The organism is Herminiimonas sp. CN (assembly GCF_000622895.1).
Lineage (GTDB): Bacteria > Pseudomonadota > Gammaproteobacteria > Burkholderiales > Burkholderiaceae_D > AVCC01.
The window spans coordinates 38,564-64,144 of the sequence record NZ_AVCC01000007.1 but is presented as its reverse complement, the minus strand read 5'-3'; the positions used below and the strand labels follow the sequence as shown (position 1 = coordinate 64,144).

Genomic DNA, 25,581 nt, shown 5'->3' with positions numbered 1-25,581 from the left:
GAGAACGGGACACGATGAAGTACATCGTGCCGAATTAATATTGGCCCTGGTCGAGCGCAAGATTGAGCGCCAGCACATTCACCCTCGGTTCGCCGAAGAAACCGAAATACTGTGGCTGGCTGCGTTCTGCAATCATGCTGCGCACTTGCTCGACAGTCAACTTGCGTTCACGCGCAATGCGCGCGGCCTGGTAATAGGCGCCAGCCAGACTGATTTCCGGGTCCAGTCCGCTGCCGGAAGCGGTCACCAGATCGACCGGAATCGGCGCCGCGTTGGCCGGATCGGCGGCTTTCAATGCCTCGATCCGCCCTTTCACCGCATCGATCTGGGCCGGATTGGCCGGGCCGAGATTGGAGCCGCCGGATGATGTTGCGTTGTTCGGCATCGGGCCGGTGGCCGATGGCCGTCCCCAGAAATAGCGGGCAGAGGAAAACGCCTGGCCGATCAGCGCAGAGCCGACCGGCTGGCCATCGCGCAGCACCAGACTGCCGCCGGCCTGAGCGGCAAAAGCCGCTTGCCCGATGCCGCTGATCGCGAATGGATACAACACACCGCACATCAGTGTCAGCGCGGCAAACAGCACCAATGCAGGTCGAAAAATGGATTTCATGTCGGTTTCCTAAACGAGATGTAAAACAGTCAGTACGACATCGATCAGCTTGATCCCTGCAAACGGCACCAGAATGCCACCCAGGCCATAGATCAGCAGATTGCGGCGCAACAGCGAAGCGGCGCCGATCGCACGGTAACGCACGCCCTTCAATGCCAGCGGGATCAGGACCACGATCACCAGCGCATTGAAAATCACCGCCGACATGATGGCCGACGACGGGCTGGCCAGATGCATGATATCGAGCGCCTTCAATTGCGGATAGGTGGTCACGAAAGCGGCCGGAATGATCGCGAAATACTTGGCGATGTCGTTGGCGATCGAGAACGTGGTCAACGAACCGCGCGTCATCAGCATCTGCTTGCCGATCTCGACGATCTCCAGCAACTTGGTCGGATTCGAATCCAGGTCGACCATATTGCCGGCTTCCTTGGCCGCCTGCGTACCGCTGTTCATCGCCACCGCGACATCGGCCTGCGCCAGCGCCGGCGCATCGTTGGTGCCGTCGCCGGTCATCGCCACCAGTCTGCCTTCGGACTGGTAGCTGCGGATCAGTTTCAGCTTGTCCTCCGGCGTAGCTTCGGCCAGGAAATCATCAACCCCCGCTTCGGCCGCAATCGCCGCCGCAGTCAGCTTGTTGTCGCCGGTGATCATCACTGTCTTGATCCCCATCCGGCGCAATTCGGCAAAACGCTCCCTGATGCCGCCCTTGACAATATCCTTGAGTTCGACCGCGCCCATCACGCGGCCGCCATCGACCACCACCAGCGGCGTGCTGCCACGGCGCGCAATATCGTCCACCACTTTGCCGACTTCGGCAGGATAAGGGAAACCCAGAGCTTCAACATAGCTCTTCATCGAATCGGCTGCCCCTTTGCGGATCGCACGCGCGCCGATATCGACGCCGCTCATGCGGGTCTGCGCCGAGAACGGCACGAACGCCGGATGCAGCGCTTCCATCGCGCGTTCACGGATGTTGAAGCGCTGCTTCGCCAAGATCGCGATACTGCGTCCCTCCGGTGTTTCATCGGCCAGCGAAGCCAGTTGCGCGACATCGGCCAATTGCTGTTCGGTCACGCCGGGCGCCGGCATGAAGGCGGATGCCTGCCGGTTACCGAGCGTAATGGTGCCGGTCTTGTCCAGCAACAGCACATCGACGTCGCCGGCGGCTTCGACTGCGCGGCCGGACGTGGCGATCACATTGGCCTGCATCATGCGGCTCATGCCGGCCACGCCGATGGCCGACAACAGGCCGCCGATGGTGGTCGGAATCAGGCACACCAGCAGCGCGATCAGCACCGTCATCGTGATCGGCGCGCCCGACTTGGCCGCTTCCACAGAGAACAGCGAAAACGGCAGCAGCGTCACCGTCACCAGCAGGAAGATGATGGTGAGCGCCACCAGCAGGATCGTCAGCGCGATTTCATTCGGCGTCTTCTGCCGTTTTGCGCCTTCGACCATCGCGATCATGCGGTCGATAAAGGCTTCGCCCGGATTGACCGAGACCCGTACCACCAGCCAATCGGACACGATCCGGGTGCCGCCGGTGACGGCGGAAAAATCGCCGCCCGATTCGCGGATCACCGGTGCCGATTCTCCGGTGATCGCGCTTTCATCGACCGAGGCCACGCCTTCTATGACCTCGCCATCGATCGGGATCACGTCATGGGCTTCAACCAGAATCACATCACCCTTGCGCAGGTCGCTGGCATTGGCCGGCAGCCAGCTGCTGCCGTGGTGCGGCTGCTGCAGCTTCTTGCCGATCACAACCTGCTTCAGGCCGCGCAGCGAGGCCGCCTGCGCCTTGCTGCGGCCTTCGGCCAGCGACTCGGCGAAGTTGGCAAACAGCACGGTGACCCACAGCCATGCGGAAATGGCGAGAATGAAGCCCGGGCTGGCTTCGCCCGTACCCCGCAGCGCTTGAATGAACAGCAGGGTAGTGATAATGCTGCCGACATACACCACGAACATCACCGGATTGCGCCATTGGGTGCGCGGATCCAGTTTCTTGAATGCATCGATGATGGCCGGGGCGATCAGTGCGGCATCGAACAGCGTCAGACGTTTGCGTGACATGCCGGCTGCCTTGGGTTCTGACATTTGCATATTGGCCGCCTCTTAATGTGGATACAGTTGGAGATGTTCGACGATCGGACCCAGCGCCAGCGCCGGCACGTAATTGAGCACGCCGACCAGCACCACCACCCCGACCAGCAGCGCGACGAACAGTGGGCCGTGCGTGGGCATGGTGCCGGCATTTACTTCCAGCCGTTTTTTCGCCGCCAAGGAACCGGCTACCGCCAGGATCGGCACGATCATCGCAAAGCGGCCGAACCACATCGCAATCGCCAGCATGACGTTGTAGAACGGCGTGTTGGCCGACAGTCCGGCAAACGCGCTGCCGTTGTTATTGGCGGCCGAACTGAACGCGTACAGGATTTCCGAAAAACCGTGCGCTCCGGGGTTGAGGATGCCGGCCTTGCCCGGATCGGCCATCAGCGCGATCGCGGTCCCGGCCAGCACCAGTGTCGGCGTCACCAGGATCGCGATCGACGCCATCTTGATATCGAAGGACTGGATCTTCTTGCCCAGGTATTCCGGCGTGCGTCCTATCATCAGGCCGGCGATGAAGACTGCCAGAATCGCGAAGATCAGCATCCCGTACAGACCGGAACCGACCCCGCCGAAAACCACTTCGCCGAACTGCATCAACACTAAAGGCACCAGGCCGCCCAGCGGCATGAAGGAGTCATGCATAGCATTGACTGCACCGCACGAGGCGGCGGTGGTGATCGCGGCAAACAGGGCCGACGCGCTAATGCCGAAACGGGTTTCCTTGCCTTCCATATTGCCGCCCGATTGCAGCGCGCTGGCGGCCTGATCGATGCCGAGCGCCTGCAAGGCCGGATGCGCGTGCTGCTCGGCGATCAGCACCACCACCGTGGTCACCACGAAAATCGCCGTCATCGCGCCCAGCACCGCCCAGCCTTGCCGGATGTCGCCCACCATGCGGCCGAACGCGAAGCACAGCCCGGCCGGGATCAGGAAAATCGACAGCATCTGGACAAAGTTGGAAAGCGGGGTCGGATTCTCATAAGGATGGGCCGAGTTGGCATTGAAAAAGCCGCCGCCGTTGGTGCCGAGCATCTTGATCGCTTCCTGCGAGGCGACCGGGCCCATCGCCAGCGTCTGGGTCCGGGCGGTCAGGGTTTCCAGCACCGGCATGCCGGCCGCATCTTTCAAGGGCTGGCCGTCAGGCCCGGCTTTCGGTTGCGTATAGCTGACCGGATCGATCAGCGTCACCTCCTTGTAAGCGGAGAAATTCTGGATCACGCCCTGCCCCATCAGGAACACCGCGAACAGTACTGCCAGCGGCAGCAACACATACAGCGTGCTGCGCGTGATGTCGATCCAGAAATTGCCGATCGACTTGGATGAGCGCGAGGAAAAGCCACGGATCAATGCATACGCGACAGCCATGCCGGTCGCCGCCGAGAAGAAGTTTTGCCCGGTCAGCGCCAGCATCTGGCTCAGGTAGCTCATCGTCGATTCGCCGCCGTAACCCTGCCAGTTGGTATTGCTGACGAAGCTGACTGCCGTATTGAAGGCGGAGTCGGAGCTGACATTGGCGAATCCTTGCGGATTGCCCGGCAGCCACAGTTGCAGGCGCTGCACCGCATACACGAACAGCGCGCCGACGCCATTGAACACCAGCAGCGCGATCGCATAGCTTTTCCAGCCCATGCCAGACCCTGGTGCGACGCCGGCGCTGCGGTACAGCAGGTGTTCGATTTTTGCCAGCCAGCCGAGGCCGCGAATAGGCTTATCCTCGCCGACCCTGGTCAGATACAGGCCCAACGGATAGGACAGCGCCAGCAGCACGACCAGAAAGGCGACGAGCAACAGCAACGATTGGGTTGTCATCACAGATCCTCCGCTTTCAGCAACGCGACCACCAGATACACCAGCAGGCCGGCCGCCACCACCGCGCCGACGATATAAAACGTGTTCATGGCCGCTCCCCCAGCCTGTCGCAGCCTGCGGCAAATGCGCAGCTGACGGCAATCAACGCCACAATTGCGCCGACATATACAACATCCAGGATGTCCATCATCACCCTCATTCAGGTTTGTTTTGATAATGTTCAGAGTAGCTGGAATGGTCTAAAAATTTTGTATAGATCGATTGCGCCGGCGTAAAGAAAGCGTAAAAATCGCATGAATCAACGCGCCGCCATGCATTTTTGAAAAATCACGCCTGCACCTGAAAATCACCGGGAGCACGTCCGGCAGATTTCATCTTACCTATGGAGTATTGCCATAAAAATGGCATTTACCGTCTTTATTTATATGCAGTAAAAAAAATACTCCAAGATTTAAAGAATTAATTGAAAACCCTGCGCATCGGCCTGACCGACAGACCGGAAGTACCGATATATAATCGCGCCACTCATTTACTCGCCACTCCCATGCGCCAATACCTCGACTTCATGCGCCATGTCTATGAACATGGCAGCGTCAAAACCGACCGCACCGGCACCGGCACCCGCTCGGTATTCGGCTACCAGATGCGCTTTGACCTGCAGCAAGGCTTTCCGCTGATCACGACCAAGAAGGCGCACCTGAAATCGATCATCCACGAACTGATCTGGTTTCTGGCCGGCTCCACCAATATCGCTTACCTGAAAGACAACGGCGTCTCGATCTGGGACGATTGGGCCGATGCAGAAGGCAACCTGGGACCGATCTACGGCTACCAGTGGCGCAACTGGCCGGCGCCGGACGGCGCCCACATCGACCAGATCGCGCAGGTGATGGAGCAGATCCGCCACAATCCGGATTCGCGCCGGATGATCGTCTCGGCCTGGAACGTGGCTGACATCCCGCAGATGAAGCTGCCGCCCTGCCATTGCCTGTTCCAGTTCTACGTGGCTGACGGCAAGCTGTCGTGCCAGCTGTATCAGCGCAGCGCCGACATCTTCCTGGGGGTGCCGTTCAACATCGCCTCCTACGCGCTGCTGACGCACATGATGGCGCAGCAGGCCAGGCTGGAAGCGGGCGACTTCATCTGGAGCGGCGGCGATTGCCACCTGTACTCGAACCATCTGGAGCAGGTACGCGAACAGCTGTCGCGCACTCCGTTTGCGCTGCCGCAACTGCAGATCAAGCGCCGGCCGGATTCGATCTTCGATTACCAATTCGATGATTTCGAGATTGCCGGCTACCAGTCGCACCCCCACATCAAGGCCGCAGTAGCGGTCTAGCAGGCTTCACGGTCAGTCCGGCGCGGCGCCGAGCCGCGCTACCAGGAAGTCCACAAAGGTGCGCACTTTTGCCGACAGATGCTTGCGGCTTGGATAAATCGCATAAATGCCGAGATCAATCGACGTGTACTCGCCGAGTATCGGCACCAGACGGCCCGCCTGCAAATCGTCCTGGACGATGAACAGCGGCTGAAAAACTATCCCCGCACCGTTGCACGCCGCCAGCCGCAGCATGTCGCCATTGTTGGCCTTGATCGACCCGGCAATCCGAATCGGCGCATCCATCGCATCGCTCCTGAGGTGCCACTCGTCGCCGCTGCTGGTATACGCGTAACCCAGGCAGGAATGCCGGGCCAGATCGGCCGGCACTTTGGGGATGCCATGCTGAACCAAATACGCAGGCGAGGCACAGGCGACCATCCGGTCAACTGCAAGTTTGCGGGCGATTAATCCCGATTCGGGCAAAGTCCCGATCCTAATCGCCAGATCAAACCCTTCCTCAACCAGATCAAGCCGGCGGTCATTGAGGGAAATGTCCAGTTTCACTTCCGGATACCGGTGCACATAGTCGGCAATCACCGGGCCCAGCCGGTGCAATCCGTAGGCAACCGGCATGGTGATCTTGATGGTTCCGCGCGGCGTGCTGGTGAGTTGACCCGCCGCCTGCTCGGCCTCCTGCACATCGGAAATAATCTGCACGCAGCGCTCGTAATACGCGGTTCCGGATTCGGTCAGGCTCAAGCGCCGGGTGGTCCGGTTCAGCAGCCGCGTACCGAGGTGGTCTTCCAAATTAATCACATATTTGGAGGCCATCGCCCTGGACATATCGAGCCGATCCGCCGCCCCGGAAAAACTGCCGGCCTCAACGACATTCGCAAAAACTCGCATGCTGATCAGTGTGTCCATCGGTATTTTATCAACAAATAAGAAATAATATATTTCATATTAGCTAATTTATCAATCAAATGAAGACGACTATAGTTCAATCAACGGCGGGAACTGCAGCGACCTGAGCACGGATTCCTTTCCTCAACTTGAACTTTGTGAGATTTAAAAATGAACACCAAAAAATTCGTCGCCACCATTACCTTGATTGCAGCAACCGGTTCAGCAATGGCTGAAGTTGCCTATCCGCCTGAAGTTGCGTTCACATCGACAAAAACACGGGCCGAAGTCATTGCGGAGTTGCTGCAGGCGCGCAAAGACGGCCTGCCGACATTCCAGCGCCCATAGTTTTGGTAGCAGAACCGGGCATCCGGACCGGAAAATTTCCAGCCGGACAGTTTGAGGCGGCAGCTTGGCTGCGACAGGCCAAGTTCCGCCCCAATGAATAACTTTCTCGAAAAGGATAGCATCATGATCGACCAAAAAACCGCACCCTACGCTGCGCTGCTGCTCAGGGTCAGCCTCGGCATCCTGTTCATTGCGCACAGCCTGCTCAAGTGGCTGGTATTTACCCTGCCCGGCGCAGCAGAATTTTTTCAGTCGCTGGGATTGCCCGGATGGCTCGCCTACCTGACCACATTTGTCGAACTGGCCGGCGGCGTTGCGCTGATCGCCGGGTTCCATGCGCGTTACGTCGCCTTGGCGCTGATTCCGGTCCTGCTCGGCGCAATCGTCACCGTGCACGGCGCCAACGGCTGGCAATTCGGCAACAAGGGCGGCGGCTGGGAATATCCGGCATTCTGGGCTGCGATGTTGTTCGTGCAGTTCTTGCTGGGAGACGGCCGCTTTGCAGTAACACGCGCCAATCCGAAAGTTGCTTGAGCAGTATTTGCGGAACGACATCATGATCAAGCTACCGACCTTATTCGTCTCCCACGGCTCGCCGATGCTGGCGATCCTGGATAGCCCGGCGCGCCGTTTTTTGCTGGAACTAGGCAAAACGCTGCCCCGCCCGACAGCCATTGTGGCGGTCTCGGCCCATTGGGAAGCGATGGGCGCTCCAGCAGCGAGTTTTGCCGCCGAGCCTGCAACCATCCATGACTTCGGCGGTTTTCCAGCCGCCCTGGGCGAGATCGAATATCCGGCACAAGGAGCACCCGAGGTGGCGGCACGGGCAACCAGGTTGCTGGAGCAGGCGGGCTTGCCGGTGCAGCGCAGTGCGGAGCGCGGACTCGATCACGGTGCCTGGGTGCCGCTCAGTTTGATGTATCCGGACGCCGCTATTCCAACCATGCAGATCTCGCTGGTACGCGGCGCGACTCCCGCCGACCACTACCGGATCGGGCAGGCGCTGGCGCCGTTACGCGATCAGGGCGCACTCATCATCGGATCCGGCTCGCTGACGCACAATCTGCATGAATTCTGGGGCAAGCCGATCGATGCAAGCGTACCCGGCTGGGTCAGCGAATTTGATGCATGGATGATGAGCCGCTTGCACGGCAACCAGCGTGACGCGCTGTTCGACTACCGGCGGCAAGCTCCGTTTGCCGTACGTAATCATCCGACCGAAGAACATCTGTTGCCGCTGTTCGTTGCGCTGGGCGCAGCCGGCGCGGATGCGAACGCGCAGCGCATCCATGCCAGTTACGAGTACGGGGCGCTCGCGATGGATGCCTATGCTTTCTCATGAGACAACACCGGCGATAGCCATCAGCAGAACACGCATCCCCCCTGAACAGGCAATCTAAACTTCACATAAGACCATCATGCAAAATTCTATTGACAACGTAATCACGCATACTGGGTTGCCGCTTGCGCATCGTGTGCGCCCCCCTCAAAACGCTGCCGCAGACCGCGCGCCATGCCTGATCCTGCTGCATGGCGTAGGCGCCAACGAGGCCGGCTTGGCCGAGCTTGGCTTGCGCCAGGATCCGCGCCTGCTGGTCGTTCTTCCGCGCGGCCCAATTGCATTCGGTCCGGCCCAATTCGGGTGGTTTACCGTCAATTTCACCACTACAGGGCCGGTGATCAACCCGGCCCAGGCTGAACAATCGCGCCAAGCGCTGATCGACTTCATCGGCGGCCTGCCCGACGCGCACAACGTTGATCCGGACCGGATATGGATCGCCGGTTTCAGCCAAGGCGGCATCATGAGCGCGAGTGTGGCCTTGACCCGGCCCGACAAGGTGAGCGGGTTCGGCATTTTGAGCGGGCGGATACTGCCAGAAATTGCACCGATAATGGCGGACAGGGAAAGCTTGAGTGGATTGCGTGGCTATGTGTCGCACGGCCTGCACGACCAAAAATTATCGATTGACTTTGCCCGCCACTCGCAACGATTGTTAAACGAACAAGGCGTAGCGCTCGATTATCATGAATATCCGGCTGGCCATGAATTTAACGAAACCATGCAGCAAGGCTTCTGCCTGTGGATAAAAAAGCAAATCGATGCAGAACGGGCATAAAACAGGCATAAGCATGCACCAGGACGCGCCTCAACCGCCCCAGCGGAGCAGTCAGCCTGAATGATCGTCTCTGGTATCCTTGCGTCGTTCCAGCCAAAAGCCAGCCACGCCATGAGCACACTGACCATCATCGTCGCCACCGATTCCCAGCGCGGGATCGGCATTCACAACACCCTGCCCTGGCGCTTGCCGGCAGACCTGGCGCACTTCAAGCGCATCACGTCCGGCCATCCGATCATCATGGGCCGCAAAACCTTCGATTCGATCGGCCGGCCGCTGCCGAACCGGCGCAACATCGTCATCAGCCGCAACCCGGACTGGCGCTGCGACGGGGTCGAGACTGTCGACTCGATTGCCGCCGCGCTGCACATGGTGGGGACTGCGGAAGCCTTCGTCATTGGCGGCGCGCAGATTTTTACCGAAACGCTGCCGCTGGTGCAGCGCCTGATCGTGACCGAAATCGGCAAAAGTTTCGATTGCGACACTTTTTTCCCGCCGATTTCCGCCCGGGACTGGATCGAAGTTGCCCGTGAGCAGCACCATGACACCGAAAACGACTTTGACTATGCGTTCGTGACATATCAAAGACGTTAGCAACCTGTCAGGTAAATTCAGGTCCCGCAGCGCCGTTTCGTGGCTTCAAAATGACGTTTTTCCGTTCTGACGATTTCCAGGGCTATTTTTTTCCCCATCGCCCCGCATATCTGGGAAAATCCGTTCTTAAATTTTTCGGCGCGCAAGCGGAGTGGCAACTTGGATTCGCCACGACTGGCCCAGGCGTCTCCCGCGTAATCCGATGGTATTGGAGACCTCATGAAATTCCGCTTCCCGATCGTCATCATTGACGAAGATTTCCGTTCAGAGAATTCTTCCGGCCTGGGCATCCGCGCGTTAGCCGACGCGATGATGCAGGAAGGCATGGAAGTGGTCGGCGTCACCAGCTACGGCGACCTGTCCCAGTTTGCGCAGCAGCAAAGCCGCGCTTCGGCCTTCATCCTGTCGATCGACGACGAAGAATTTGGCGGCGGTTCGCTCGAAGAAACCAATCACGCGCTGAAATCGCTGCGCGCCTTCGTCGAGGAAATCCGTTACAAGAACGCCGACATCCCGATCTACCTGTACGGCGAAACCCGCACCTCGCGCCACATCCCGAACGACATCCTGCGCGAACTGCACGGCTTCATCCACATGTTCGAAGACACGCCGGAATTCGTCGCGCGCCACATCATCCGCGAAGCCAAGGCCTACCTGGACGGCCTGGCGCCGCCGTTCTTCCGCGCGCTGGTGCATTACGCGCAGGACGGCTCCTATTCCTGGCACTGCCCCGGCCATTCGGGTGGGGTGGCGTTCCTGAAGTCGCCGATCGGCCAGATGTTCCACCAGTTCTTCGGCGAGAACATGCTGCGTGCCGACGTCTGCAACGCGGTAGAGGAACTCGGCCAGCTGCTCGACCATACCGGTCCGGTCGCAGCAAGCGAACGCAACGCCGCGCGCATCTTCAATGCCGACCATTGCTACTTCGTCACCAACGGCACCAGCACCAGCAACAAGATGGTCTGGCACTCGACGGTGGCGCCAGGCGACATCGTGGTGGTCGACCGCAACTGCCACAAATCGATCCTGCACGCGATCATCATGACCGGCGCGATTCCGGTATTCCTGATGCCGACCCGCAACAACCTGGGCATCATCGGCCCGATCCCGCTGGAAGAATTCACGCTCGAAAGCATCCAGAAGAAGATCGAGGCCAACCCGTTCGCACGTCAGGCGAAGAACAAGAAACCGCGCATCCTGACCATCACGCAATCGACCTACGATGGCGTGGTGTACAACGTCGAAACCCTGAAAAACATGCTCGACGGCAAGATCGACACGCTGCATTTCGACGAAGCCTGGCTGCCGCACGCCACCTTCCACGACTTCTACAAGGACATGCACGCAATCGGCAAGGACCGGCCGCGCGCCAGGGAATCGATGATCTTCTCGACCCAATCAACCCACAAGCTGCTGGCCGGCCTGTCGCAGGCGTCGCAGATCCTGGTGCGCGAGTCGGAGTCGGTCAAGCTCGACAAGGATGCATTCAATGAAGCGTACCTGATGCACACCTCGACCTCGCCGCAATACTCGATCATCGCCTCGCTGGACGTGGCCGCCGCGATGATGGAAGCGCCGGGCGGCACCGCGCTGGTGGAAGAATCGATCCTGGAAGCGCTGGATTTCCGCCGCGCGATGAAAAAGATCGACGACGAATGGGGCCAGGACTGGTGGTTCCAGGTCTGGGGCCCGGACCACTTCGCCGAGGACGGCATCGGCTCGCGCGAAGACTGGGTGATCAAGGCCGAGGATACCTGGCACGGCTTCGGCAAGCTGGCGCCGGGCTTCAACATGCTGGACCCGATCAAGGCCACCATCGTCACGCCGGGCCTGTCGATCGACGGCAAGTTCGGCGAATCCGGCATCCCGGCTTCGATCGTCACAAAATACCTGGCCGAGCACGGCGTCATCATCGAAAAATGCGGGCTGTATTCGTTCTTCATCATGTTTACCATCGGCATCACCAAAGGCCGCTGGAATACGCTCTTGACCGCGCTGCAGCAGTTCAAGGACGATTACGACAAGAACCAGCCGATCTGGCGCATCCTGCCCGAGTTCGCCGCCGCCAACAACGGCAAGAATGCGCGCTACGAACAGATGGGCTTGCGCGACCTGTGCCAGCAAATCCACGAAACCTACAAGGCATACGACGTCGCGCGCCTGACCACCGAGATGTACCTGTCCGACATGCAGCCGGCGATGAAACCGAGCGACGCCTTCGCCAAGATGGCGCACCGCGAAATCGACCGGGTGCCGATCGAGGAACTCGAAGGCCGCGTCACCTCGATCCTGCTGACGCCCTACCCGCCCGGCATCCCGCTGTTGATCCCGGGCGAGCGCTTCAACAAGATCATCGTCGATTACCTGCGCTTCGCGCGTGATTTCAACGAGAAATTCCCCGGCTTCGAAACCGATGTGCATGGCCTGGTCAAGGGCGAAGTGGGCGGCAAGCTGTGCTACTACGTCGATTGCGTGCGGCAGTAACGCGGCGGCAGCCCGGGAGCCGGTCCGGTTCCCGGCAAGCCGCTATCTGATCCAGTAGCGGCGCAGGATGCTCTTGATGTCATCGAGCACCGGAACCAGCGCAAACAGCATCAACACCAGCGCCAGTGGCATGGTCGAAATGAACCCGACATGCTTGAAGCCGAGCGCGCCGGTGACGCCGCCGCAAAAAAACATCAGCAATAGCGTGCTCAGCAGGCGCAGCCTGGGCAGGTTCGACTTGACGTGGTCGGCCTCGCCCGGGCGGTGGGTTTTGTTCCAATACAGCAATTTTCCCAGTTCGATGCCGATGTCGGTCACCAGGCCGGTGACATGAGTAGTCCTGATTTCGGCATGCGACAGCTTGGTGATGATCGCGTTTTGCAAGCCCATGATGAAGCACAGCAGCATCACCGTGACCGGCACAAACAGGCCGGTACGCAGCGATAGCGTACTGCCCATCAGTCCGAAACACAGCAGCAGACCGGCTTCCAGCATCAGCGACAGCGCATATTCGCTCTGCAATTTCCGATGCCGCGCCCAATTGATGAATATTGCCGAACAGGCCGCGCCGCACATGAACGACAACAGCGCCCCCAATCCGGCCAGCGCCAGTCCAAGATTACCCAGCGCCAGATCGTCGGTCATCGCGGAGACGATGCCGGTCATATGCGAGGTGTACTGATCGACCGCAAAAAATCCGCCGGCATTGATGGCGCCGGCAATGAAAGCGAGCGAAAAACCGAGATGCCGGTTCGACACCGCATTGCGCTCCTTGCCCGTCAAGCGACGCAGATAGGGAATCGGCATGTTACATCAGGGTAAAGATAGCGGGAACATCATGAGCGCGCGCAGCACGAATCTATATACATATCACTGTATTATTATGTCCCGCATATGAAATATGCGTGAATATCGAATTTTTAATCATACTCCCTAATTTTCACAAAAAACGAAAGAATTTAGCAGGCCATGACACAAAGGGCAGTGCAAATATCTCCCGTCCTGCCGCTCTACACGCATGCAATTCAGGCCTTCGGCAAGGTCACGCCGACCTGGCCCTGATATTTACCATTGCGATCCTTGTAGGAAGTCTCGCACACCTCGTCGCTTTCAAAAAACAGCACTTGCGCGCAGCCTTCGCCGGCGTAGATCTTGGCCGGCAGCGGTGTGGTGTTGGAGAATTCCAGCGTGACATAACCTTCCCATTCCGGCTCGAACGGCGTCACGTTGACGATGATGCCGCAGCGCGCATACGTCGATTTTCCCAGGCAGATGGTCAATACGCTGCGCGGAATGCGAAAATACTCGATGGTGCGCGCCAATGCGAACGAGTTGGGCGGAATGATGCAAACATCGCTTTTGACATCGACAAAAGAATTCTCATCGAAATTTTTCGGATCGACGATGGTGCTGTTGATATTCGTGAAAATCTTGAATTCATTGGCGCAGCGGATATCATAACCGTAGGAGGAGGTGCCGTAGGAAACGATTTTGTGGCCGTTTTGCTCACGCACCTGACCAGGCTCGAAAGGCTCGATCATACCGTGCTGCTCTGCCATGCGGCGGATCCACTTGTCGGATTTAATGCTCATAATGGACGGTCGATTTTAACTAAGGTGAATAAAAAGCCGCGAGCGCATGTGTCGCCGCTCGAATTGCCAATCTGTGATTTTACTACGCGCCACCTTCTGCCTAAGCAGTCTGACGCAAACAAAAAAACCGCCCGACTTTACAGTACGGGCGGCTCGGCACGGACGCGGTGCTTATTATTGCTGCGGCTATTGCTGCGATTATTGCTGCGGCGCAGCTTCGCCGGTTTCAGCCGCTGCGGCTTTCATCGACAATTTCAGGCGGCCGCGGTCATCGGTTTCCAGCACCTTGACCTTGACTTGCTGACCTTCCTTCAGATAATCGGCGACCGCATTGACGCGTTCGTTGGCGATCTGGCTGATATGCAGCAAGCCGTCCTTGCCCGGCATGACCTGGACAATCGCGCCGAAATCAAGCAATTTCAGAACCGTGCCTTCGTAGACTTTGCCGACTTCGACTTCGGCCGTCAGTTCCACGATGCGACGCTTGGCTTCCTGGCCGGCGGCGGCGTCAACCGATGCGATGGTCACGATGCCTTCGTCGCTGATGTCGATCTGGGTGCCGGTTTCTTCAGTCAGCGCGCGGATGACCGCGCCGCCCTTGCCGATCACGTCGCGGATTTTTTCCGGATTGATCTTGACCGTGATCAGGCGCGGCGCGAAGTCGGACAACTCGGTTTTGCTGCCGTGCGGTACCGCTTCCTGCATCTTGCCCAGGATATGAATGCGGCCTTCCTTGGCTTGCGCCAAAGCGACTTGCATGATTTCCCTGGTGATGCCCTGGATCTTGATGTCCATTTGCAGCGCGGTGATGCCCTCCGCAGTGCCGGCCACTTTGAAATCCATGTCGCCCAGGTGATCTTCATCGCCCAGGATATCGGTCAGCACCGCAAACTTGTTGCCTTCCTTGATCAAGCCCATCGCGATGCCGGCCACGTGCGCCTTCATCGGCACGCCGGCATCCATCAACGCCAGACAGCCGCCGCAGACCGACGCCATCGAGGAAGAGCCGTTCGATTCGGTGATTTCGGATACCAGGCGCACCGAGTAGCTGAAATCTTCCGGCGCCGGCAAGGCTGCCAGCAATGCGCGCTTGGCCAGGCGGCCGTGGCCGATCTCGCGCCGCTTCGGCGTACCGACGCGGCCGGTTTCGCCGGTTGCGAACGGAGGCATGTTGTAGTGCAACATGAAGCGATCGGCGTACTCGCCCATCAAGGCGTCGATTTTCTGCTCGTCGCGCGCGGTGCCCAGCGTGGCGACCACCAAAGCCTGGGTTTCGCCGCGGGTGAACAATGCCGAGCCGTGGGTGCGCGGCAACACGCTGGTGCGGATCGCAATCGGCCGCACGGTGCGGGTGTCGCGGCCATCGATGCGCGGCTCGCCGTCCAGAATCTGGGAACGCACGATCTTGGCTTCAAGGTCGAACAGCATATTGCCGACTTCAGCCGCATCCGGCGCTGCTTCGCCACGCGCTGCCGCCTGCTCTGCCAACGCTGCCGATACGCTGGCGGTCGCTTCCTTCAGCTTGGCGGTACGTGCTTGTTTTTCCCGAATCTGATACGCAGCGCGCAACAGCGGCTCGGCTACTGCAGTAACGCCCGCAATCAGCGACTCGTTTCTGGCCGCAGGCGCCCACTGCACTTCCGGCTTGCCGCCATCGCGCACCAGTTCATGGATCGCGTCGATGACTGCCTTCATTTGTTCATGACCGAACATCACCGCGCCCAGCATGACTTCTTCCGACAATTGCTGCGCTTCGGATTCGACCATCAACACCGCCAGTTCGGTACCGGCAACCACCAGGTTCATCTGGGAGCCAACCAGCTGCAACGTAGTCGGATTCAGCACGTACTGACCGTCGATATAACCGACGCGCGCAGCGCCAACCGGGCCGTTGAACGGCAGGCCGGCCACGCTCAGCGCGGCTGAAGCGCCGATCATTGCCGCGATATCCGGATCGATTTCTGGATTGACCGACAGCACGTGGATGATGATCTGCACTTCGTTGAGGTAGCCCTCAGGAAACAGCGGACGGATGGGGCGGTCGATCAAACGCGAGGTTAACGTTTCTTTTTCCGAAGGACGGCCTTCGCGCTTGAAAAAACCGCCGGGAATACGGCCGGCGGCATAGGTCTTTTCTACATAATCCACGGTCAGCGGAAAAAAATCCTGACCGGGCTTGGCATCTTTACGCGCCACAACGGTTGCGAGCACAACGGTATCTTCGATCGACACCATGACTGCGCCAGAGGCTTGACGGGCGATTTCGCCGGTCTCGAGCGTGACTTGATGCTGGCCGTACTGGAAGGTTTTAGTGACTTTATTAAACATGGAGAGTTCCTCTTTCTAATTGCCGACAGAATTTCAGGCGCTGTCGTTCACCTCACCGCAGATGACATGTCAATTTTGAGCTGCCATCCTCTTGCTTTACACCGAAACGTTATTGCATTGTAGAATCGCAAAAAAAGAAATGCCCACGTCAGCGAGCCGACGCAGGCATTTCGTTCCAGGCAATTTGGTAGCAATAACGTTGACTGCTTTATTTGCGCAAGCCGAGTTTTTGAATCAGGTCGCGATAGCGGTTTACATCCTTGCCCTTGAGGTAGGAGAGCAGACTTTTACGGCGGTTGACCATCATGATCAACCCGCGGCGGGAATGGTGATCCTTGACGTGCGCCTTGAAATGGCCGTTGAGGTCATTGATGCGCGCGGTCAGCAGCGCAACTTGCACTTCCGGGGAGCCGGTGTCGTTCTGGGCGCGCGCATTGTCGGCGACAATGGCGGCTTTTGCTGTTTTTTCGATAGTCATGATAAACCTTTAACATGCGATGCACAGAGTAATCAACCCTACACATCGTGAACAAATAAATAAAAATCTGGTCTTAAATCAAACCAGACGCGCATTATAGCGGAAATGCCAAACCCATTCAAATACTTGACCGCTGCGAGGAAAACAAATGAAAACATTGCCCAAATCAGCCTTGCTGACTTGCCTCCTGATCAGTCTGGCGGGTTGCGCCAGCATGAGCGCGCCACCCATAACGCCGGGTCAGAGCGAAACGGAAGTCATCGGCAAGCTGGGCACACCCAGCGCACGCTATCAGGACGGCAGCGACAGCATCCTGGCCTATGTGCACGGCCCGTGGGGGCAGCAAACCTACATGGCGCGACTGGATGCCGACAAACATCTGAAATCCTACGAACAAGTATTGACGGTGCAGAAGTTCGCAACGGTAAAGATCGGTGAAACGACACAACAGGATATTTTGCACACGTTCGGCAAACCGGCTGAAACCTCATATCTATCGCTATCGGACTTGACGGTATGGACTTACCGCTACAAGGAGAACGGGGTATGGGATTCGATGATGCATGTGCATTTCGATCGCCATGGCATCGTGCAAAAAAATGATGAATGGACCGGATACATGGCTGGAGCCGCGGGAAGATCGGCTCAGCCAGCATCATTTCAATCGCATGCGGTGAAGCCTGTCAAAAAAATATACCGCATCCTGTATTATTTTTTAGTTCAGCAACATGATGCGGAAAGTCGGATTTTTTCAACATACTCCGGCAATTTCCACAGCGGATAGCGCAAGCGGGCAGTTGCGGCTGCGCCGCTTTACACAGTCCGGCATTGACATCACAACTGCGGATTAAGCTTCTCCGACTTCGACTGCAACTTGTTCAACGCCGACAGATACGCTTTGGCAGACGCCACCACGATGTCCGGGTCCGCACCGATGCCGTTGACGATACGTCCCGCCCTGGACAGACGCATGGTGACTTCGCCTTGGGACTGGGTGCCGGTGGTGATGGCATTGACTGAGAACAGCAAGAGTTCGGCGCCGCTTTGCGTAACCGACTCGATCGCGTTGACGGTGGCGTCGACCGGGCCGTTGCCCTGCCCTTCGCTGACTGCTTCCTTGCCGTCGATCGAGAATACGATTTTGGCTACCGGCCGCTCGCCGGTTTCGGAATGCTGCGACAGCGAGACAAACCGGTAGCACTCCTTTTCATGCGATTGCTGCTCGTCCGACACCAGGGAAATAATGTCTTCGTCGAAAATATCGGATTTGCGATCAGCCAATTCCTTGAAGCGAGTGAATGCAGCATTGACTTCCGCTTCGGAATCGAGGCCGATGCCCAGATCATCCAACCGCTGCTTGAATGCATTGCGCCCGGACAATTTACCCAGAACAATCTTGTTGGCCGACAAGCCGACATCTTCTGCGCGCATGATTTCATAGGTATCGCGCGCCTTCAGGATGCCGTCCTGATGGATGCCTGAGGCGTGGGCAAACGCATTGGCACCGACGATCGCCTTGTTCGGCTGCACCGCGAAGCCGGTGATTTGCGACACCAGCTTGGAGGCCGGCACGATTTGCGTCGCGTCGATGCCGACTTCGAAGTTGAAATAATCCTTGCGGGTGCGCAACGCCATCACGACTTCTTCCAGCGCAGTGTTGCCGGCCCGCTCGCCCAGGCCGTTGATCGTGCATTCGATCTGGCGCGCGCCGCCGATCATCACTCCGGCCAGCGAATTGGCAACTGCCATCCCCAGGTCGTTATGGCAATGCACCGACCAGACTGCCTTGTCGGAATTCGGAATCCGCTCCCGCAGGTTTTTCAGCATGTTACCGTACAGCTCAGGCACGCCATAGCCGACGGTATCGGCGAAATTGATGGTGGTGGCGCCTTCGGCAATCACCGCCTCCAGTATCCGGCACAGGAAATCCATGTCGGAACGGCTGCCGTCTTCCGGGCTGAATTCAATATCGTCGGTGAATTGCCGCGCAAAGCGCACCGCCTGCCTGGCTTGCTCAAACACCTGGTCCGGCGTCATGCGCAGCTTTTTTTCCATGTGCAACGGCGAAGTCGCGATGAAGGTATGGATGCGCTTGCGTTCGGCTGGCGCCAGCGCTTCCGCCGCACGTGCAATATCGCGGTCATTGGCGCGCGATAGCGAACAAATCACGGAATCCTTGACGATGCCGGAGATTGCCTTGATCGATTCGAAATCCCCTTGAGATGCGGCGGCGAAACCGGCTTCGATGACATCGACGCGCATGCGCTCCAGTTGCTTGGCGATGCGGATTTTTTCATCCTTGGTCATCGAGGCGCCCGGCGATTGCTCGCCATCGCGCAAGGTGGTGTCGAATATGATGATTTTTTCTGCAGCGGTCATGCGATGCTCCTGATTAAGAGGCGAGGCTTTTATTTGATATCGATATCATCTTCGGGCGTTTCCGTTTCGGTCTGAATGATGCTGACCGGCTTGCCCTTGAACAAACGCCAGAAGTACACCACGTATCCGGACAGGCCATACAAGACGAACAGGCCGAACAAGACCTTGGGCGGATCGCTTGATACCGCAACATAGGCCAGCACGATCAGCAAAGGCGCGATGAACGGAACGGATTTGCGGTAGTTGATATCCTTGAAACTGTAGAACGGCACGTTGGTGACCATCGTCAGGCCGGCTGACAGCGTAATCGCCCAGGCAAACCAGTTTAAATCGGCACCGGCAAAACGCAAATCGTCCATCAGCCAGACAAAACCGGCTACCAGGGCGGCGGCGGCGGGGCTAGGCAAACCCTGAAAATAGCGCTTGTCCACCACCGTGATATTGGTATTGAAACGGGCTAGGCGCAAGGCCGCCCCGGCGCAATAGACGAAAGCGGCCAACCAGCCGAGTTTGCCCATGCCGCGCAACGACCATTCGTAGACCACCAGAGCGGGTGCGGCGCCAAACGACACCATATCGGACAAACTGTCGTACTGCGCGCCGAATTCGCTCTGAGTATGCGTCAGGCGTGCAACCCGGCCGTCCAGGCTATCAAGCACCATGGCGATAAAGATGGCAATCGATGCATGGTCGAATTTCTGGTTCATGGCCATTACGATGGCGTAAAAGCCGCAAAACAATGCGGCAGTCGTGAACGCATTCGGCAACAGATAAATGCCGCGGCGCGGCAAGCGACGCACGGCAATCACCTCGTCGTCCGGCAATGCGCCGTGCAGCAATTTCTTTTTTGCACGAAACGCCCGTAACGACAAATTGGTGCTGCTTTTCGCTTTACGACGATTAAAGGTTGTCATGCCGTTCCATTCTGGTGTTGCCTGATGCAGCTGGAATTAAAACTCAGCCAAAATCGTTTCTGTCGCCGATACCTTGTCGCCGACCGCGACCTTAGGATTCGCACTCAGCGGCAGGTAGACATCGACGCGCGAACCGAAACGGATGAAACCGTAACGCTGACCGCGGCGCAAACTGTTGCCGGTCTTGACATAGCACAGGATGCGGCGTGCAATCAGCCCGGCTACCTGGACGCAGGTAACGGTTTGACCATTTGCGGCGGTAATCGTGAGCGCATTGCGTTCATTTTCAATCGAAGCCTTGTCGAGATCGGCATTGACGAATTTTCCTGGGAAATATTGCACGTTCACGATCTCGCCGTCGACCGGTGCCCGATTCGAATGGACGTTGAACACATTCATGAAGACACTAATTTTAAGCGCTTCGCGTCCGGCATAGGGATCATGCGCTTTTTCCACCACAACGATCCGGCCATCGGCAGGAGACAAGACCGCATTCGGCTGCTGCGGAATGACGCGGGCCGGATCGCGAAAGAATTGCAGCACGAACAAGGCAATGATCCAGAACGGAATCGAGATCGCGACTGAGTAAGCACTAACAACAAGGGCAACGGCAAAGGCAATCGCCAAGAACGGCCAGCCTTCGCGCGCGATGATCGGATGGGGATAATTGTTCAAATAATGACTCCGGTAGCGGGGCGTTTTGCCCCGTGATGTGATTCCAATATCGGCCGCGTCCGGTGTATGCATCCTGCCTGCAGTTCCGATGTTCAGGATGAATACACGCTTACTTCAAGTTTACAGCAGCGTATATTCTGGTCGGCAAGTATAACGTCAATTCCCTGCTACGAAAATCTCCGCTATTTTTCGCCCGCTTCAAGCCTCTGCTGTCGCTGCTCGGCCTGCTGCATCAAACGGCCTTCGACCGCCTTGGCCTGTTCGAGCGCCTTGACCGGCTCCATCAGCGGATTATTATCTGGCGACGCCGGCTTGGAGCAGGCCGCCAAGCCGGAAAGCAGCAACAGCCCAGCGATATTGCGCCGGATCATTTGAATCGAACGTGCGCCACCACGCGCGTGACCAGCGTACTTTCACCCGGCTCGAAACTGGCTTCAACCACTTGCGCGTCCATACGGGCCGACTTTTCCAGCATCGATGCCGCCATATATGGTCGCGCGGGATTGTCAACGCTGTCAAAATCGACCGTTTCGATGATGGCGTCCGTTGCATTGCGTCCCATCGCCTTGGCAATCACCTGCACCCGCATCATCAGATTCTGATATGCATCGGTGATGCGGGCGGCATCGAGGCGCTTGCCGAGTGCCTCGGACAAACCGAATGTGACGCCGTTGAGCGCCAGCACATTCTGCGCTGCCGCCACGGTGGCGGGCAATTTTTGCAAGTTTTCGGTTTTCATGTCCAGATATTGGCCGACCCGCCAGCCCGTCAACTGGCGCTTGCGCGCATTGGCGCCAGTCTGCGGCCGCTCTTCCTCGTAGACCGGGTATGTGTAGTAATTGCGCGAAGCCAGGGTCGCTTGCGGGTCTTCCTTCTTCAGAACATCCACTCCTTGTCGCATTTTCTGGTTAACCCTGGACGCAGCCGCAGCCTTGTCCTTGTCCTGCTCCTCGATAAAAAACAGGGCGCGCGCTTCATTGTTTCCAGCCCGGACCTCCCCGGCTGCAGAAACGGTCACCAAAGTGCCGGCAGTTGCAACTTGTTGAGCCAAGACCCCGCCGGAAATTGCACACAATAGCGCTGCAGCTGCACAGATTTTCTTCATGCCATTTCTCCAAGATAAAAAGGGGTGTACGTCGCCGCACACCCCTTTTTTCATTAACGACAATATGAATGCAATTGCTTCCTAGTTCTTGCTTTGATCCACCAACTTGTTCTTGGCGATCCAAGGCATCATAGCGCGCAACTTGCTGCCAACTTCCTCAATCTGATGCTCGGAAGTCAGACGACGGCGGGAAATCAAGGTTGGTGCGCCAGCCTTGTTTTCCAAGATGAAGCTTTTCGCGTATTCGCCAGTCTGGATGTCTTTCAGGCACTGGCGCATGGCGTTCTTGGTGTCTTCGGTCACGACGCGCGGGCCGGTGACGTATTCGCCATACTCGGCATTGTTCGAGATCGAGTAGTTCATGTTGGCGATGCCGCCTTCATAAATCAGGTCAACGATCAACTTCAGCTCGTGCAGGCATTCAAAGTAAGCCATTTCAGGCGCGTAACCAGCTTCCACCAAGGTTTCAAAGCCGGCCTTGATCAGTTCGACGGTACCGCCGCACAAAACCGCCTGCTCGCCGAACAGGTCGGTTTCAGTTTCTTCACGGAAATTAGTTTCAATGATACCGGCACGGCCGCCGCCGTTCGCCATCGCATAGGACAGTGCAATCTCACGCGCCACGCCGGATTTATCTTGATACACGGCGATCAGGTGCGGCACCCCGCCGCCTTGGGCATAAGTGCCGCGCACAGTGTGGCCCGGTGCCTTCGGCGCGATCATGATGACATCGAGATCAGCACGTGGCACAACTTGACCGTAATGCACGTTGAAGCCGTGGGCGAAAGCCAGTACTGCACCTTGCTTGGCGTTAGGTGCGACGTTTTCGGTATAAACCTGGGCAATATTCTCGTCCGGCAACAGGATCATGATGACGTCGGCAGCTTTGACCGCGTCATTGACTTCAGCAACATTCAGGCCGGCGTTTTTAGCCTTGTCCCAGGAAGCGCCGCCCTTGCGCAGGCCTACCGTGACCTTGCAGCCGGAATCGTTCAGGTTTTGTGCGTGCGCATGACCTTGCGAGCCGTAGCCGATAATGGCCACATTTTTGCCCTTGATCAGGGACAGGTCGCAATCTTTATCGTAGAAGACTTTCATTTTTATTCCTAAAATCAATTGAAGTGATGACTAAATTTAAACTTTGAGGATGCGTTCACCGCGGCCGATGCCGGAACCGCCGGTACGGACCGTTTCCAGGATCGCGGTACGGTCAATCGAATCGATGAACGCATCCAGCTTGCCCTTGTTGCCGGTAAGTTCGATGGTGTAGGTTTTCTCGGTGACATCGATGATCCGGCCACGGAAAATATCCGCAGTGCGCTTCATTTCCTCCCTTTCCTTGCCTACCGCCCGCACTTTAATGAGCATCAATTCCCGCTCGATATGCGCACCTTCGGTCAAATCGACCACCTTGATTACCTCGATCAGGCGATTCAAATGCTTGGTGATTTGCTCGATGATGTCGTCTGAACCGCTAGTGACAACGGTCATACGCGACAGGGTTGCGTCTTCGGTCGGCGCGACCGTCAAAGTTTCGATATTGTAGCCACGCGCGGAAAACAGGCCGACTACCCGCGATAAAGCGCCGGCCTCGTTTTCCAGCAGTACAGAAATGATATGTCGCATATTACAGATCCTCCGAACCCAAGAGCATTTCAGTCAGACCCTTGCCGGCCTTGACCATCGGCCAGACGTTCTCGGTTTGATCCGTAATGAAATTCATGAATACCAGCTTGTCCTTCATCGCAAACGCTTCACGCATCGCGCCATCGACATCGCCCGGCTTTTCGATCTTCATGCCGACATGACCATAAGACTCGGCCAGCTTGGTGAAATCCGGCAGCGAATCCATATAGGATTCCGCATAGCGCGAGCCGTATTCGATTTGCTGCCATTGGCGCACCATGCCGAGAAAACGATTGTTGAGCATGATGATCTTGGGCGTCAGATGGTATTGCTTGCAGGTCGCCAGTTCCTGGATGTTCATCTGGATCGAACCTTCACCGGTGATGCAGGCGACCGTCGCATCGGGATTGGCCATCTGCACGCCCATTGCGTACGGCAAGCCAACCCCCATCGTGCCCAGGCCGCCGGAATTCATCCAGCGCCGCGGCTTGTCGAACGGATAATATTGCGCTGCCCACATCTGGTGCTGTCCCACATCGGAAGTAATGAAGGCGTCGCCTTTGGTGACTTCCCACAACTTCTCCACCACAGATTGCGGCTTGATGACCTCGGTCGAAGGCAAGTACTTCAGGCACTCGCGGCCGCGCCATTCATTGATCTGTTTCCACCAGTCGGCCAGTGCGTTTACATTGGTCTTGCTCTCGGAGGCATCAAGCTGCGCCAGAAACTCCTGCAGCACGTCCTTGACGTTGCCGACAATCGGGATATCGACCTTGACACGCTTCGAAATCGACGATGGATCGATATCGATATGAATGATTTTGCGTGGATGCGAACAGAAATGTTTTGGATTGCCGATCACGCGATCATCAAAGCGGGCTCCGATGGCGATCAATACATCGCAATGCTGCATCGCCATGTTCGCCTCATAAGTACCATGCATACCCGGCATGCCGACGTATTTATCGCTGGAAGCCCTGCAGCCGCCCAATCCCATCAGTGTATTGGTGCATGGGTAACCGAGCTTATCGACCAGCTTGTTCAGTTCGGGGGCTGCATTGGCCAAAATCACGCCGCCGCCGGTGTAAATCATCGGCCGCTCGGCCTGTTGCAACAATTGCACCGCCTTGCGAATCTGACCTGAATGGCCTTTGTCAACCGGCTTGTAGGACCGCATTTCAAGTTCGCGCGGATATTCATAGACGCACTTGTGCATCGAGATATCTTTAGGAATATCGACCAGAACCGGGCCGGGACGGCCGGTGGTAGCGATGAAGAACGCCTTGCGCATCGTGGTCGCCAGGTCCTTGACATCCTTGACCAGAAAATTGTGTTTCACACACGGACGGGTGATGCCGACCGTATCGCATTCCTGAAAGGCATCCTGCCCGATTGCGTTCGACGGCACTTGGCCGGATATCACCACCATCGGAATCGAATCCATATAGGCAGTAGCCAGCCCGGTTACCGCATTGGTCACGCCTGGGCCGGAGGTGACTAAGGCGACCCCGATTTTTTTGGAACTGCGCGAATAAGCATCGGCGGCATGCACTGCAGCCTGCTCGTGACGAACCAGAATATGCTGGAACTTATTCTGATTGAAAATGGCATCGTATATGTAAAGTACCGCGCCACCGGGATAGCCGAAAACGTGTTCCACACCTTCTTCAGCCAGACAACGCACAACAATTTCTGCGCCTGTAATTTCTTCTGCACTCATGCTACATTCCTTTCAAGATCCATTGGAGATTGATCGGATGTTCTCTCCTGGCGAAATCATCCTGTGCAATGCGACAATTCGCGGCTTCCCTTTTTTGTGCGGTCACGTCCCTTCGTTGCATATCCGTAGACATGATTCAAAGCAGACGTTAAATGCCACTCGTTCAGCCGGGGTTTTGTTGCGACACTTTGATTTCTCACGCTTGTGGCGTGGGTTAGAACAAACAGCTTCTTAAGAAAAGCATGTCAAATCGGAGTACTGCGTCATGTGCAGCGCACGAAAAGACCATTGACTTCGGGATTCCGAAGCGGTTGTAACGTTAATGCGTCGCACCATTTTGGTCAAGCTAATCCTTTGTAATCTTCACAAAAAAGCAGGCAGAATTTCCCCATATTTGCTAGGATTGGCCGACAATTCAGAAGCCGCACCGCACCACCGGCCTTTCTATGCATGATATTCAAAG

25 protein-coding genes are annotated in these 25,581 nt (G+C 57.4%); 8 read left to right on the top strand and 17 right to left on the bottom strand.

Annotated features, from left to right (window positions below):
• Positions 1-34 precede the first annotated feature (34 nt).
• From kdpC to kdpF, 4 genes are read right to left on the bottom strand one after another with little or no spacing between them, the layout of a single operon-like run.
• Positions 35-610, bottom strand: coding sequence for a potassium-transporting ATPase subunit KdpC (gene kdpC, locus HMCN_RS0103245; RefSeq protein ID WP_025916026.1), 576 nt, complete (start codon positions 608-610; stop codon positions 35-37).
• A 9-nt stretch (positions 611-619) separates the two neighbouring features.
• Positions 620-2,686, bottom strand: a complete 2,067-nt coding sequence (kdpB, locus tag HMCN_RS0103240; RefSeq protein WP_025916025.1) for a potassium-transporting ATPase subunit KdpB — start codon at positions 2,684-2,686, stop codon at positions 620-622.
• A 42-nt stretch (positions 2,687-2,728) separates the two neighbouring features.
• A complete protein-coding gene (gene kdpA / locus HMCN_RS0103235) occupies positions 2,729-4,534 on the bottom strand; it encodes a potassium-transporting ATPase subunit KdpA (RefSeq protein WP_025916024.1) in 1,806 nt (601 codons plus the stop codon).
• The gene (kdpF, locus tag HMCN_RS17210; RefSeq protein ID WP_035625555.1) at positions 4,534-4,623 is read right to left on the bottom strand and encodes a K(+)-transporting ATPase subunit F; all 90 of its coding nucleotides are present in this window, start codon (positions 4,621-4,623) and stop codon (positions 4,534-4,536) included. The genes kdpA and kdpF overlap by 1 nt, the downstream gene beginning before the upstream one ends.
• Positions 4,624-5,078: 455 nt before the next feature.
• On the opposite strand from kdpF, the gene HMCN_RS0103220 reads away from it, so the two are divergent.
• Positions 5,079-5,873, top strand: coding sequence for a thymidylate synthase (locus HMCN_RS0103220; RefSeq protein ID WP_025916023.1), 795 nt, complete (start codon positions 5,079-5,081; stop codon positions 5,871-5,873).
• A gap of 12 nt (positions 5,874-5,885) precedes the next feature.
• On the opposite strand, the gene HMCN_RS0103215 is transcribed toward HMCN_RS0103220, so the two are convergent.
• Complete coding sequence (locus HMCN_RS0103215) at positions 5,886-6,779, bottom strand: LysR family transcriptional regulator (protein ID WP_025916022.1); 894 nt, start codon at positions 6,777-6,779, stop codon at positions 5,886-5,888.
• Positions 6,780-6,929: 150 nt separating this feature from the next.
• On the opposite strand from HMCN_RS0103215, the gene HMCN_RS18505 reads away from it, so the two are divergent.
• The 6 genes from HMCN_RS18505 to HMCN_RS0103185 all read left to right on the top strand — a co-directional run bounded on the left by HMCN_RS18505 (position 6,930) and on the right by HMCN_RS0103185 (position 12,301).
• Entirely contained in the window at positions 6,930-7,106 is a 177-nt protein-coding gene (locus HMCN_RS18505) for a DUF4148 domain-containing protein (protein WP_081801387.1), read from the top strand.
• 123 nt (positions 7,107-7,229) lie between these two features.
• Positions 7,230-7,640 carry a DoxX family protein gene (locus HMCN_RS0103205; protein WP_025916021.1) on the top strand — a complete coding sequence of 137 codons (411 nt, stop codon included), beginning with the start codon at positions 7,230-7,232 and terminating at the stop codon, positions 7,638-7,640.
• 22 nt (positions 7,641-7,662) lie between these two features.
• Positions 7,663-8,448 (top strand): class III extradiol ring-cleavage dioxygenase, encoded by a 786-nt coding sequence (locus HMCN_RS0103200; protein ID WP_193366389.1) that lies wholly within the window; start codon positions 7,663-7,665, stop codon positions 8,446-8,448.
• Between the two features lie 76 nt (positions 8,449-8,524).
• Positions 8,525-9,223, top strand: coding sequence for an alpha/beta hydrolase (locus tag HMCN_RS0103195; protein WP_025916019.1), 699 nt, complete (start codon positions 8,525-8,527; stop codon positions 9,221-9,223).
• A 111-nt stretch (positions 9,224-9,334) separates the two neighbouring features.
• Entirely contained in the window at positions 9,335-9,817 is a 483-nt protein-coding gene (locus tag HMCN_RS0103190) for a dihydrofolate reductase (RefSeq protein WP_025916018.1), read from the top strand.
• Between the two features lie 219 nt (positions 9,818-10,036).
• A complete protein-coding gene (locus tag HMCN_RS0103185) occupies positions 10,037-12,301 on the top strand; it encodes an arginine/lysine/ornithine decarboxylase (RefSeq protein ID WP_025916017.1) in 2,265 nt (754 codons plus the stop codon).
• Between the two features lie 42 nt (positions 12,302-12,343).
• Here the strand turns inward: HMCN_RS0103185 and HMCN_RS17205 are convergent, their stop codons facing one another.
• The 4 genes from HMCN_RS17205 to rpsO form a co-directional block, all read right to left on the bottom strand.
• Positions 12,344-13,108, bottom strand: a complete 765-nt coding sequence (locus tag HMCN_RS17205) for a YoaK family protein (RefSeq protein WP_035625552.1) — start codon at positions 13,106-13,108, stop codon at positions 12,344-12,346.
• 218 nt (positions 13,109-13,326) lie between these two features.
• Complete coding sequence (gene dcd, locus HMCN_RS0103175; RefSeq protein ID WP_025916016.1) at positions 13,327-13,893, bottom strand: dCTP deaminase; 567 nt, start codon at positions 13,891-13,893, stop codon at positions 13,327-13,329.
• A gap of 198 nt (positions 13,894-14,091) precedes the next feature.
• Positions 14,092-16,221: a polyribonucleotide nucleotidyltransferase gene (pnp, locus tag HMCN_RS0103170; RefSeq protein ID WP_025916015.1), complete on the bottom strand. Its 2,130-nt coding sequence runs from the start codon at positions 16,219-16,221 to the stop codon at positions 14,092-14,094.
• A gap of 208 nt (positions 16,222-16,429) precedes the next feature.
• A complete protein-coding gene (rpsO, locus tag HMCN_RS0103165; RefSeq protein WP_025916014.1) occupies positions 16,430-16,699 on the bottom strand; it encodes a 30S ribosomal protein S15 in 270 nt (89 codons plus the stop codon).
• A 148-nt stretch (positions 16,700-16,847) separates the two neighbouring features.
• Here rpsO and HMCN_RS17200 point away from each other — a divergent pair, with 148 nt between their 5' ends.
• Positions 16,848-17,483 carry a hypothetical protein gene (locus HMCN_RS17200; protein ID WP_193366388.1) on the top strand — a complete coding sequence of 212 codons (636 nt, stop codon included), beginning with the start codon at positions 16,848-16,850 and terminating at the stop codon, positions 17,481-17,483.
• A gap of 50 nt (positions 17,484-17,533) precedes the next feature.
• Here the strand turns inward: HMCN_RS17200 and HMCN_RS0103155 are convergent, their stop codons facing one another.
• The 8 genes from HMCN_RS0103155 to HMCN_RS0103120 form a co-directional block, all read right to left on the bottom strand.
• The gene (locus HMCN_RS0103155) at positions 17,534-19,078 is read right to left on the bottom strand and encodes a 2-isopropylmalate synthase (protein WP_025916013.1); all 1,545 of its coding nucleotides are present in this window, start codon (positions 19,076-19,078) and stop codon (positions 17,534-17,536) included.
• A gap of 29 nt (positions 19,079-19,107) precedes the next feature.
• Complete coding sequence (gene pssA, locus HMCN_RS0103150; protein ID WP_025916012.1) at positions 19,108-19,992, bottom strand: CDP-diacylglycerol--serine O-phosphatidyltransferase; 885 nt, start codon at positions 19,990-19,992, stop codon at positions 19,108-19,110.
• Between the two features lie 36 nt (positions 19,993-20,028).
• Positions 20,029-20,667 carry a phosphatidylserine decarboxylase gene (locus tag HMCN_RS0103145; RefSeq protein WP_025916011.1) on the bottom strand — a complete coding sequence of 213 codons (639 nt, stop codon included), beginning with the start codon at positions 20,665-20,667 and terminating at the stop codon, positions 20,029-20,031.
• A 182-nt stretch (positions 20,668-20,849) separates the two neighbouring features.
• Positions 20,850-21,038: a hypothetical protein gene (locus tag HMCN_RS0103140; RefSeq protein WP_025916010.1), complete on the bottom strand. Its 189-nt coding sequence runs from the start codon at positions 21,036-21,038 to the stop codon at positions 20,850-20,852.
• Positions 21,035-21,772, bottom strand: a complete 738-nt coding sequence (locus HMCN_RS0103135) for an SIMPL domain-containing protein (RefSeq protein WP_025916009.1) — start codon at positions 21,770-21,772, stop codon at positions 21,035-21,037. The genes HMCN_RS0103140 and HMCN_RS0103135 overlap by 4 nt, the downstream gene beginning before the upstream one ends.
• 81 nt (positions 21,773-21,853) lie before the next feature.
• Positions 21,854-22,870 (bottom strand): ketol-acid reductoisomerase, encoded by a 1,017-nt coding sequence (ilvC, locus tag HMCN_RS0103130; protein ID WP_025916008.1) that lies wholly within the window; start codon positions 22,868-22,870, stop codon positions 21,854-21,856.
• A gap of 36 nt (positions 22,871-22,906) precedes the next feature.
• Entirely contained in the window at positions 22,907-23,398 is a 492-nt protein-coding gene (gene ilvN / locus HMCN_RS0103125; protein ID WP_025916007.1) for an acetolactate synthase small subunit, read from the bottom strand.
• A 1-nt stretch (position 23,399) separates the two neighbouring features.
• A complete protein-coding gene (locus HMCN_RS0103120; RefSeq protein WP_025916006.1) occupies positions 23,400-25,118 on the bottom strand; it encodes an acetolactate synthase 3 catalytic subunit in 1,719 nt (572 codons plus the stop codon).
• Between the last annotated feature and the right edge of the window lie 463 nt (positions 25,119-25,581).

Excerpts from the sequence above, each read along its gene's own strand:
- kdpC (WP_025916026.1), bottom strand. The coding sequence starts at position 610 with ATGAAATCCATTTTTCGACCTGCATTGGTGCTGTTTGCCGCGCTGACA.
- kdpB (WP_025916025.1), bottom strand. The coding sequence starts at position 2,686 with ATGTCACGCAAACGTCTGACGCTGTTCGATGCCGCACTGATCGCCCCG.
- kdpA (WP_025916024.1), bottom strand. The coding sequence starts at position 4,534 with ATGACAACCCAATCGTTGCTGTTGCTCGTCGCCTTTCTGGTCGTGCTG.
- kdpF (WP_035625555.1), bottom strand. The coding sequence starts at position 4,623 with ATGAACACGTTTTATATCGTCGGCGCGGTGGTGGCGGCCGGCCTGCTG.
- HMCN_RS0103220 (WP_025916023.1), top strand. The coding sequence starts at position 5,079 with ATGCGCCAATACCTCGACTTCATGCGCCATGTCTATGAACATGGCAGC.
- HMCN_RS0103215 (WP_025916022.1), bottom strand. The coding sequence starts at position 6,779 with ATGGACACACTGATCAGCATGCGAGTTTTTGCGAATGTCGTTGAGGCC.
- HMCN_RS18505 (WP_081801387.1), top strand. The coding sequence starts at position 6,930 with ATGAACACCAAAAAATTCGTCGCCACCATTACCTTGATTGCAGCAACC.
- HMCN_RS0103205 (WP_025916021.1), top strand. The coding sequence starts at position 7,230 with ATGATCGACCAAAAAACCGCACCCTACGCTGCGCTGCTGCTCAGGGTC.
- HMCN_RS0103200 (WP_193366389.1), top strand. The coding sequence starts at position 7,663 with ATGATCAAGCTACCGACCTTATTCGTCTCCCACGGCTCGCCGATGCTG.
- HMCN_RS0103195 (WP_025916019.1), top strand. The coding sequence starts at position 8,525 with ATGCAAAATTCTATTGACAACGTAATCACGCATACTGGGTTGCCGCTT.
- HMCN_RS0103190 (WP_025916018.1), top strand. The coding sequence starts at position 9,335 with ATGAGCACACTGACCATCATCGTCGCCACCGATTCCCAGCGCGGGATC.
- HMCN_RS0103185 (WP_025916017.1), top strand. The coding sequence starts at position 10,037 with ATGAAATTCCGCTTCCCGATCGTCATCATTGACGAAGATTTCCGTTCA.
- HMCN_RS17205 (WP_035625552.1), bottom strand. The coding sequence starts at position 13,108 with ATGCCGATTCCCTATCTGCGTCGCTTGACGGGCAAGGAGCGCAATGCG.
- dcd (WP_025916016.1), bottom strand. The coding sequence starts at position 13,893 with ATGAGCATTAAATCCGACAAGTGGATCCGCCGCATGGCAGAGCAGCAC.
- pnp (WP_025916015.1), bottom strand. The coding sequence starts at position 16,221 with ATGTTTAATAAAGTCACTAAAACCTTCCAGTACGGCCAGCATCAAGTC.
- rpsO (WP_025916014.1), bottom strand. The coding sequence starts at position 16,699 with ATGACTATCGAAAAAACAGCAAAAGCCGCCATTGTCGCCGACAATGCG.
- HMCN_RS17200 (WP_193366388.1), top strand. The coding sequence starts at position 16,848 with ATGAAAACATTGCCCAAATCAGCCTTGCTGACTTGCCTCCTGATCAGT.
- HMCN_RS0103155 (WP_025916013.1), bottom strand. The coding sequence starts at position 19,078 with ATGACCGCTGCAGAAAAAATCATCATATTCGACACCACCTTGCGCGAT.
- pssA (WP_025916012.1), bottom strand. The coding sequence starts at position 19,992 with ATGACAACCTTTAATCGTCGTAAAGCGAAAAGCAGCACCAATTTGTCG.
- HMCN_RS0103140 (WP_025916010.1), bottom strand. The coding sequence starts at position 21,038 with ATGATCCGGCGCAATATCGCTGGGCTGTTGCTGCTTTCCGGCTTGGCG.
- HMCN_RS0103135 (WP_025916009.1), bottom strand. The coding sequence starts at position 21,772 with ATGAAGAAAATCTGTGCAGCTGCAGCGCTATTGTGTGCAATTTCCGGC.
- ilvC (WP_025916008.1), bottom strand. The coding sequence starts at position 22,870 with ATGAAAGTCTTCTACGATAAAGATTGCGACCTGTCCCTGATCAAGGGC.
- ilvN (WP_025916007.1), bottom strand. The coding sequence starts at position 23,398 with ATGCGACATATCATTTCTGTACTGCTGGAAAACGAGGCCGGCGCTTTA.
- HMCN_RS0103120 (WP_025916006.1), bottom strand. The coding sequence starts at position 25,118 with ATGAGTGCAGAAGAAATTACAGGCGCAGAAATTGTTGTGCGTTGTCTG.